The sequence below is a fragment of the Verrucomicrobiota bacterium genome (assembly GCA_039027815.1).
Classification (GTDB): domain Bacteria; phylum Verrucomicrobiota; class Verrucomicrobiia; order Verrucomicrobiales; family JBCCJK01; genus JBCCJK01.
On sequence record JBCCJK010000066.1, the window covers coordinates 1 to 7951 of the forward strand.

Consider the following 7951-nt stretch of genomic DNA (forward strand, 5'->3'; position numbering starts at 1 on the left):
ATGGCCGAGTGGATTTCGGGCCAGACCAAGGCGCGACGAGGGCGCGGTGCAGGCACCGTAACCGAGGAGCAACCCAGGGCTGGCTCGAAAGACACCGGCTCTTCCTTCCCCGCGCTTCAGCGCCTCTTCCCCACAACACCTCCCCTCCATTCTTCCAGTGTATTCTGGAGGTTGGTATTAGGATAGGGGCAATTCCGGGAGAACTTCCAAGCCCGGAATCTCGCGAAAGTGGGCATCGGGAGAGACCAAGCGGACCCCTGCGGAAAGAGCGGCCGCTGCGATGCTGATGTCCGTGGCAGGGATCGGACGCCCTTTCCGATCCATGTCCCAAGCGAGCTGGGTCGCCAAGCGCCAGAGAGCCGAAGTGGCTGGAATTTCTGACATGATGTCAAAAAGGGTGGCGATCTTCTCACGGCGACGCGGGTTGACCAAACCGCGAAGAAATTCCACTCGGACGATGCCAAAAGTGAGGATCTCTCCTGCCCGAACTTGATTCTGGATCTTCGGTCTGAGACCACCCTTCTTGCGGTCCAGATCGATCAATGCCGAGGTATCCAAAAGATATCTCATCCTTTCAGTCCCAAGAATTCTTCCCAGGGGGATAATTGGGCTTGTCCATTTCCCGCATTTTCTTGAGATCATAGTTGGGATCAATGACCGGCTCCTCCAGGTCCTCGTCCTCATCCGCCGAGAAGACCCAATCAAGTTTGGCCTGCCGCTCCGCCTCGGTCAGCGCGTGATCGATCGCTTCCTTGCGCGTTTTGAAGCCGCGCAGTTCCATCAGGCTCCTCAGCTTGCTCTCATCGATATCAATGGTGGTCTTCATCGACGGACGATAAATACGGTTTTCACACCCTTACTCCATTTCCTTACTCCAGGCAAACGGTGGAATCCCTCCACTTTCCGCTAGAACGGGCCCTCGGAATTGCCTAGGCTCTCTCCGTGCTCTCTTCTCGCATTTCCGGCTGTCTCTGGGGGGCGGTCATTGGCGATGCCCTGGGAGTGCCGGTCGAATTCGAGCCTCGCTCGAAACGAGAGGCCGACCCGGTCCGCGAGATGCGCGGCTTCGGGACCCATCGGCAGCCACCGGGGACCTGGTCGGACGACTCCAGCCTCCTGCTGACCACGGTCGAAAGCCTTCTCGCCTTCAAGAGCCTGGATCCTCGCAACCTCGGAGAGCGCTTCGTCAAATGGGCCCATTATGGCAACTGGAGTCCCCACGGCCAGGCCTTTGACATCGGGACCACGACCCGCAGCGCCATCGAGCGAATCGCCGAGGGCACGCCTGCCCACCAAGCCGGAGCCAGGGATGAGCAGAGCAATGGCAACGGCTCCCTCATGCGGATCGCCCCGATCGCGCTCGCCTTTTGGAGCGAAGCGCCCCAGCTCGTGATCGAGAGCGCCTCCCTCGCCAGTTCCCTCACCCATCGGCATCCTCGCAGCCGCGCTGCCTGCGCCTGGTTTTGCCTTCTGCTCCGAGAACTGCTCACAGGACAGGCCTCACTCCCTCAGGCCCTGCTGGACACTCGGATGGCCTTTCTCCAACACGCGCCCTCCGAGCTCAAGGCGGAGTACGATCACTTCCAGCGCCTACGCGACCCGGAAGCCCTCACCAACCTGCCCCAAGACCAGGTCCAAAGCACGGGCTACGTCCTCTCGAGCTTGGAGGCCGCCCTCTGGTGCGCTCTCCGCGCCTCGGACTACACCGAGGCCGTTCTCTTGGCTGTCAATCTGGGCGACGATACCGACACCACCGCCTGCATCGCGGGAGCCCTGGCAGGTTGCCTGCACGGAATCGATACAATTCCCAATCGCTGGTCGAAGCCCATCGCGCGTCGCCGGGACGTCGGGCAGCTCATTGAAAGAGCCGCCGCCACCTGGGATCGGCCCGCAGGAGCTGCCTAATACCAAAGGCATCGGGGCCCTCGTCCGCCCGCTAGGAATCAGCAATCGGCAATCTACCACTCGCCTGCTGGAACCGGCAGCTTGGCATCACAAATCAATGACATACCCTCCCCCCATGGAAACCGCGGCCGCCTCTCCCAAGTGAACCCAGCGCAGCTCATAGCGCGGCCCCCAAGAATCACTCACAGCGATCTCCTCCGTGGCCGCATTGTAGCCGACAATCATGCAAATGTGATAATTGGTCTCTGGGTGGAGGTCTCCGGACTCGACATTGGCTTCCATCTCGGCGGAAACCATTTCGGCCCAAGCCGACCAATCACTGATACTCTCGCGAGCCACGGTGCGTTCGTTGGCGATTTGGTTGTAGCGATCCAAACTTGCCATATGCCAAAGAATGGGAACGCCTTTGTCAATGTAGCGAGCAATGAGGGAAAGCTTGAACCTCTCCAAATCGAGGTCCCGCACGCGACGCGCTTTGCTGGAGACTTCCGACTTCACGGCATCCACGAGAATGCTGGTGACCGTCCCTCCTCCGGCATCGCTCTGCCCAGCTTGCGCTAAAAGATACATGTCAGCCGGAATGGCCATGTAGCGCATGGCCCGCTCGAAGGTCGCGGGCACGCAATAGCCCTTCGGGCCCTGGTCCACCATGGGGATATTGGCCAAGACGACGTCCCCATTCTCCTGCCGAAGGACATTCCTTTCGAGGCGGGCACGCAGAACTTGGTCGCTGGTCAGGCCCGAGCGGCCACTGCTATCGGCCTGCTCCGTGGGGACGATGGTCAGACCGACGTATTCCTGCTCCACATGGCTCAAGAGAAAGGCATGCCCTTGGAAATCCCAGCGGCGCACCGTCCGCCGGGTGCTGCCCTCTCCGAAGCGTTGGGACTCGCCCTCGGCCAGAATCGAACTGAGCTGCTTGGCAATCCTCTCTTCGGCCGAAGCCATCGCTTCCTCGAGCGAACCAGCTTCATCGCTCACTTGGCCGGCCGCAAAGTGATCCTCGCCGCTGCCGGCGGCGGCATAGAAATCCCCCTTGTTCGCATAAACCAGGGAGAAGCGATCCGGATGCCCGTCCTCCCCGGCATAGACCACCGCCGAGTAGAGCCGTGAACTCAGAAAACGTTCCTTGGGCCCCGGATAACGGCGGAAGCTGCTGGAATATTTGGTCTCGGACTCTGGCGGCCACTTCAGACGCAGTGCGATCTCCGCGGCCGACTCCCCCCAGAGCGCTTTCGACCCGCTGAAGAGGGGATGGCCAATGACCTCATTCAATTTCTCGATCTGCTCCCCGTCCAAACCGGGTGGGCTCCACTCCCGCAGAAACTCTTGATCCGCTGGGGAAAATCGCTCCAAAGGCAAGGTGAACTCCTGCCCGTTCTGCAAGCGCATGGTGGTCGATTTCTCCGTGACTTCCAAGACCTCCGCTTCCATGACCTGGCCCTCCGCGCTGCGAAAGACCCGAAAGTCAGCCGAGGCCGTGGTCAGCGCCGTCAGGAAAACACTCATGAGGGAAACAGCGGTCTTCATAGAAAAGGGAAACGTCGAGATGGGGGAAAATCTTAAAAGGAACGCGTCTTAGAAAAACCAAAAGCGGCGCTCCTGGAAAGCGCTTCGCCGGAATTCGCCGTCGCCCACGGACAGCACTTCAAGGCGAACTCTCACCAATCCTTGCTTCTTGAAATCGAGCCGCTCGGCCACCTCGGGCGTCACATCGAGGATGCGGTTGGCGATGAAGGGGCCGCGGTCATTGACCCGAATGGTGGTCGCCTTGCCGTTTTCCAGATTGGTCACTCGCACTCGGCAGGGCAGCGGCAAGGTCTTGTGGGCCCCAGCCAAGCGCCCTGCCCGAAAATCCTCTCCAATGGCCGTCGTCCCGCTCAGCAGGCCGAAGAGCCTTCGCTCGTCATACCAAGAAGCGATTCCCTCTTCCCGAAAGCGAAGCGCCTGCTCGACCGTCATGGGGGTGTAGCGGATCCCCTTGATGGAATAAGGGGCCCGCTTGTAGCCGGAGTAGCTGGAGCCACAGCCACTCAGTAGCCAGACGAGCGCCAAGCCGAAGGCCCAAAAGGTCGCTTTCATGAAAGAGACCCTGCCACGGAAAAATCGCGTTGAAAGCGAAAGCCGCCTCCGCCACCCTCCGTCCAGCATGAAAAGCCTCTCCGACCTAAGCCAAGAACAAACCACCGCCCTCCAAAACTGGGCCGAGGAAGGGGTCAAATTGGCCGACATGCAAACCCGCTTGAAAGACGAATTTGCCCTCAAGCTGACCTATTTGGAGATGCAGCTCATCGCAAGCGACCTCCAGCTCGTCATCAAAAGCGAACGGAGCACCGGACCGGTCGACCTCTCAAACCAAGAGCAAATGGCCGCTGCTCGCAAAGCCCATGGCCGGGAAGAGGAAACTCCCGCTCCCCCAAAAGGGGTCAGCGTTCGCACCGACTCCGTAGCACGACCCGGCATGATCGTGAGTGGCAAAGCCACCTTCACCGATGGCCAGACAGCCGAATGGTCTCTCGACCAAATGGGACGGCTGGCCCTCAAAGGTCCCAGCCCCGACTACCGTCCCAGCGAAAGCGATCTGGCGAGCTTCCAGCAGGAACTGCAAAAGCTTCTCCAGAAAGAAGGCTTTTGACAGCCGCCCAAGCCAAGCCAAAGCGGCCCCCTTTTTGGCGATCGTGACAGAGGGCATCTAATCCGCACCTTCGGTCACTCTCCCCACCCCAGAGCGCTCGAACCTCGGAACCCGTAACCGAATCCCATTCGTCTGATCCCAGAACAAGCCTCTCCATCCCAAAAAAAACCGCGCCGGATTCATCCGGAGCGGGTTGCTCTTTTTTGAAGACGAAGCTGCTTACAGATTCACCTTGCCCACTTCGCCGCGGTAAGAGACTTCCACTTCGTGAGCCTCTTTCGGGGTGTAGGCGGCTGAGAAATCAATGTCGTAATCGGCACCGCGGTATTTGGCATGCAGTGCTTCATGTTGCTGGGCCCAAGCGGCACGCGCTTCTTGTTGGGCTTTGACTTCAGCGATGGCGATGGTGGCGCCGCGGTATTGAATGGTATCGGTCATGATTTGGGGTTCCTTTCGGTTTGGGTTTCTTGAATGATTTCTGAGACTTTTTTGTCTCCGCTCCTGAGAAACGCAGGGCCTGGGCCAACCCCCATGATCAACCTAATCCATTGACTACCAATAGATTGTAAATCCCCCTATTTGGCGAAGCCTCATCCATCCGGGCAAGTTCCACCCACTCAGCGGTCACTGACTGACCACTTTTCCGCCGTGCCGATGTCGCGGGGCCAAAAAGCGCTTCCACAAGCCATATTTTGGGCTCAGGAGATAGGCCAAAACGAACCACCCTCCCAAGACCAAGACAATAGTCGGTCCATGCGGCCAACCAATCCAATAGGCCAGGAAGACGGAGGAAGACGCCCCCGCCGCTCCCACCAAGCCCCCTAACCAAAAAAGCGCCTGGGTATGGTCGGTAAAGAAATAGACAATGGCCGCCGGGGCCACCAACAAGCCCAAGGCCAAAATGCACCCCACCGCCTGGAGCGAGGAAATCAACACGATGATGACGAGCGCGAACAAAAGAAAACTCAGCCAACGCACCGGCACTCCCAGACTGGCGGCCACATTTGGCTCAAACAGCATAATCGTGATGGGACGCTGCAACAGCGTGAGCGCCAACAAAGCCACCACACTGATGCCATAGGCGATCCAAAGATCGGCATCCGCCACCAAAGAGATGTTGCCAAAAAGCCAATGCTCCAAAGCCTGCGGCACTTGCATGGAATTCAGCATCACAATCCCCCCAGAAAAAGCAGCGGTGTAAAAAACCGCGAGCGCCGTCTCTTGATCGAGCCGCGAACTTCTTTCCACTGCCAGCGACCCCAGGCCCACTAGGAGAGCCGCGAACAGGGCTCCCAAAAACGCATTCGTCCAAGTGAGCCCTCCCGTCACCAAAATGGCGAGGGCGATCCCCGGAAGGAGTGTGTGGGAAAGCGATCCAACCTTGAGGGCCGACTTTCGCAAAACAATGAATGCGCTCGTGAATCCATTCGTGAAACCGATCAAAAGACAGGCCAGCAAGGTCTTCTGATGAATCGTGAGCGAGAGCGGTTCTGTCAGCCAAGCCCACATCAGCGAGTCGCGAGCGCGGAAAGCACGCTCCCATAGGTCCGGTTGAGATTCTCTTCGTGAAAAGTCGACTCGGTCGGCCCGAAGGCCACCTGCTGGCAACGCAGCAAAAGAACCTCGTCGAAAATCTTTTCGACCGTTCCCAGATCGTGATGAGAAGCAATCACCAGCCGACCCTCACTCGCCAACTGACGCAGCAGCCTAGAAAGACTCTCCTGCGCCGGGCGGTCCAAGCCGGTGAAGGGCTCATCCAGGAGAAGCACATGGCTCTCCTGCGCCAGCGCCCGCGCCAGAAAGACCCGCTGCTGCTGCCCGCCGGAAAGTTCACTCACCTGGCGCTTGGCCAAGTCTTGCAAGGCCATCGCCTCGAGCGCTCGGTCGACCACCTCCTCGTCCCGCTGACGGAAGCGACGCCACCAACTCACCTGCGGGTAACGCCCCATCTCCACCACCCCGCGCACCGTGACCGGAAAATTCCAATCCACCTCCTCCCGTTGCGGAAGGTAGGCGATCTCGTGGATGCTCTTGCGCATCGCCTGGCCCCGCCAAATGATTTCCCCACCCTCGGGTGGCACCAACCCAGCGATCGCCTTCAGCAAAGAACTCTTCCCAGCACCATTCGGCCCCAACAAGCCCAGGCACTGGCCACACCGCGTGCGGAACTCCACCTCTCGAAAGGCCGGAATCTGCTGGTAACTCAAGCAGAGCTCTCTCACCACTAGCTCATGCTCATGCAGGCCATGGGACCCAGCACCCCTTCCCCCGTGGTCGCCAAACGGAATGGCCTCTCCCATCACCAGCGCGCTTCCTCCTTCCCCACCAACTGCTTGTCACCAAAAAAAATCATCTTGCGACTCTCCAACCCCTCCGGCTCCAAGCGCAGCTGGAGCGAGAAATGCCCCACCTCCGTCCCCGCCACCGCCAAGACGCGCAACGCGAGCGGCTCCGCCCTCACGATCGGCAGATCCACCTCCCACTGCCCCTCGCTCAAGCCCGCGGCCGGCGCGGACAACGGCAAGCCTCCCACCTCGACCTGCAAATGAGCAATCGGAGCCGTCGCCTTGAAATCGATCCGCGTCGGAACCAAGGCCTCAGGCGCCACCTCCGCCCTGACTGGCGGCCGAGGCGGCTCTCCCTTGGCCTGTCCCGTCAGCCGCACCAAAGGCCACGAAAGCAACCAAAGGCCCGCTAGCAGAAGGAGGGCATTTGCGATTGGCCAATTTCTCATGCGTGCGTCACCCTCCTAGAATCTGTTTTTGCGAATATTTTGCAATGGCGAATTCAGCTCTTTCCCCGTTCCTTGCCTCCTCTCAAGCGTAAAAGCCTTGTCAAAATGGCCGACCTTTCCCAAGAGCTCCAACTCCAGCCGGAACCGCACCAGCGGTTCCTGCCCTACCCTACCTCCACGCTCAGCCCGCCCATCACGCCGACCGATCTCACCAACTTCAAGACCTACGGCATCAGCGAAGTGGAACGGGTCTTGAAGCAACAGTTGGATGAAATCAGACAGCGCTACGTCTCCGCGATCGACGAATTCAACTGGAACAAACTCCTCTACGAAAGCGAACTCCGCTTCGAGCCCATGGTCGGACAAACCTGCCATCTCTATCGAGTGAAAGGCGAATTCACCGTCTCGCTGATTGGCCCATCGGAGTGGAAAAAGGAATGGCTCGGCAGCTTCACCCTGGGGGCCGACCGACGTTGGCAACCCGAAGCCGTTTCTGACCACGTGGATACCGAAGAACTCTTCGCGCTCGAGGTCGCCTCCTAGTGTCCCGTTAGGAAAGTCTTTTGCAAATTGAACTGACTTTGGAGAGGATTTCTTCTGGGGTTGCGGTCCAACGGAAAGGGCGAGGGTCTTGATTGTGTTTTTCGAGGTAGTTCAGAATCGCCTTTTTTAGCTCA

The 7951-nt window shown here is 59.2% G+C and carries 11 protein-coding genes; 3 read left to right on the forward strand and 8 right to left on the reverse strand.

Features of this window, described 5'->3' with window-relative positions; translation table 11 throughout:
• Positions 1–177: 177 nt before the first annotated feature.
• Both AAF555_11975 and AAF555_11980 read right to left on the reverse strand, forming a co-directional pair.
• Positions 178–570: a PIN domain-containing protein gene (locus tag AAF555_11975; GenBank protein MEM6912282.1), complete on the reverse strand. Its 393-nt coding sequence runs from the start codon at positions 568–570 to the stop codon at positions 178–180.
• Between the two features lie 4 nt (positions 571–574).
• Positions 575–826, reverse strand: a complete 252-nt coding sequence (locus AAF555_11980) for a type II toxin-antitoxin system VapB family antitoxin (protein ID MEM6912283.1) — start codon at positions 824–826, stop codon at positions 575–577.
• A gap of 116 nt (positions 827–942) precedes the next feature.
• On the opposite strand from AAF555_11980, the gene AAF555_11985 reads away from it, so the two are divergent.
• Positions 943–1905, forward strand: a complete 963-nt coding sequence (locus AAF555_11985) for an ADP-ribosylglycohydrolase family protein (protein ID MEM6912284.1) — start codon at positions 943–945, stop codon at positions 1903–1905.
• A gap of 87 nt (positions 1906–1992) precedes the next feature.
• Here the strand turns inward: AAF555_11985 and AAF555_11990 are convergent, their stop codons facing one another.
• Both AAF555_11990 and AAF555_11995 read right to left on the reverse strand, forming a co-directional pair.
• Complete coding sequence (locus tag AAF555_11990) at positions 1993–3435, reverse strand: hypothetical protein (protein ID MEM6912285.1); 1443 nt, start codon at positions 3433–3435, stop codon at positions 1993–1995.
• Positions 3436–3483: 48 nt separating this feature from the next.
• Positions 3484–3987, reverse strand: coding sequence for a septal ring lytic transglycosylase RlpA family protein (locus AAF555_11995; GenBank protein ID MEM6912286.1), 504 nt, complete (start codon positions 3985–3987; stop codon positions 3484–3486).
• Positions 3988–4054: 67 nt separating this feature from the next.
• Between AAF555_11995 and AAF555_12000 the strand changes: the two genes are divergently transcribed.
• A complete protein-coding gene (locus AAF555_12000) occupies positions 4055–4540 on the forward strand; it encodes a hypothetical protein (GenBank protein MEM6912287.1) in 486 nt (161 codons plus the stop codon).
• A 219-nt stretch (positions 4541–4759) separates the two neighbouring features.
• Here the strand turns inward: AAF555_12000 and AAF555_12005 are convergent, their stop codons facing one another.
• The 4 genes from AAF555_12005 to AAF555_12020 form a co-directional block, all read right to left on the reverse strand.
• Positions 4760–4978, reverse strand: a complete 219-nt coding sequence (locus AAF555_12005; GenBank protein ID MEM6912288.1) for a hypothetical protein — start codon at positions 4976–4978, stop codon at positions 4760–4762.
• A 186-nt stretch (positions 4979–5164) separates the two neighbouring features.
• Positions 5165–6049 (reverse strand): metal ABC transporter permease, encoded by an 885-nt coding sequence (locus AAF555_12010; protein MEM6912289.1) that lies wholly within the window; start codon positions 6047–6049, stop codon positions 5165–5167.
• Positions 6049–6840 carry a metal ABC transporter ATP-binding protein gene (locus AAF555_12015; protein MEM6912290.1) on the reverse strand — a complete coding sequence of 264 codons (792 nt, stop codon included), beginning with the start codon at positions 6838–6840 and terminating at the stop codon, positions 6049–6051. The genes AAF555_12010 and AAF555_12015 overlap by 1 nt, the downstream gene beginning before the upstream one ends.
• A complete protein-coding gene (locus tag AAF555_12020; GenBank protein MEM6912291.1) occupies positions 6840–7274 on the reverse strand; it encodes a hypothetical protein in 435 nt (144 codons plus the stop codon). The genes AAF555_12015 and AAF555_12020 overlap by 1 nt, the downstream gene beginning before the upstream one ends.
• 105 nt (positions 7275–7379) lie before the next feature.
• On the opposite strand from AAF555_12020, the gene AAF555_12025 reads away from it, so the two are divergent.
• Positions 7380–7817 (forward strand): DUF2452 domain-containing protein, encoded by a 438-nt coding sequence (locus tag AAF555_12025; GenBank protein ID MEM6912292.1) that lies wholly within the window; start codon positions 7380–7382, stop codon positions 7815–7817.
• The last annotated feature ends 134 nt before the right edge of the window (positions 7818–7951 follow it).

Excerpts from the sequence above, each read along its gene's own strand:
- AAF555_11975 (MEM6912282.1), bottom strand. The coding sequence starts at position 570 with ATGAGATATCTTTTGGATACCTCGGCATTGATCGATCTGGACCGCAAG.
- AAF555_11980 (MEM6912283.1), bottom strand. The coding sequence starts at position 826 with ATGAAGACCACCATTGATATCGATGAGAGCAAGCTGAGGAGCCTGATG.
- AAF555_11990 (MEM6912285.1), bottom strand. The coding sequence starts at position 3,435 with ATGAAGACCGCTGTTTCCCTCATGAGTGTTTTCCTGACGGCGCTGACC.
- AAF555_11995 (MEM6912286.1), bottom strand. The coding sequence starts at position 3,987 with ATGAAAGCGACCTTTTGGGCCTTCGGCTTGGCGCTCGTCTGGCTACTG.
- AAF555_12000 (MEM6912287.1), top strand. The coding sequence starts at position 4,055 with ATGAAAAGCCTCTCCGACCTAAGCCAAGAACAAACCACCGCCCTCCAA.
- AAF555_12005 (MEM6912288.1), bottom strand. The coding sequence starts at position 4,978 with ATGACCGATACCATTCAATACCGCGGCGCCACCATCGCCATCGCTGAA.
- AAF555_12010 (MEM6912289.1), bottom strand. The coding sequence starts at position 6,049 with ATGTGGGCTTGGCTGACAGAACCGCTCTCGCTCACGATTCATCAGAAG.
- AAF555_12015 (MEM6912290.1), bottom strand. The coding sequence starts at position 6,840 with ATGGGAGAGGCCATTCCGTTTGGCGACCACGGGGGAAGGGGTGCTGGG.
- AAF555_12020 (MEM6912291.1), bottom strand. The coding sequence starts at position 7,274 with ATGAGAAATTGGCCAATCGCAAATGCCCTCCTTCTGCTAGCGGGCCTT.
- AAF555_12025 (MEM6912292.1), top strand. The coding sequence starts at position 7,380 with ATGGCCGACCTTTCCCAAGAGCTCCAACTCCAGCCGGAACCGCACCAG.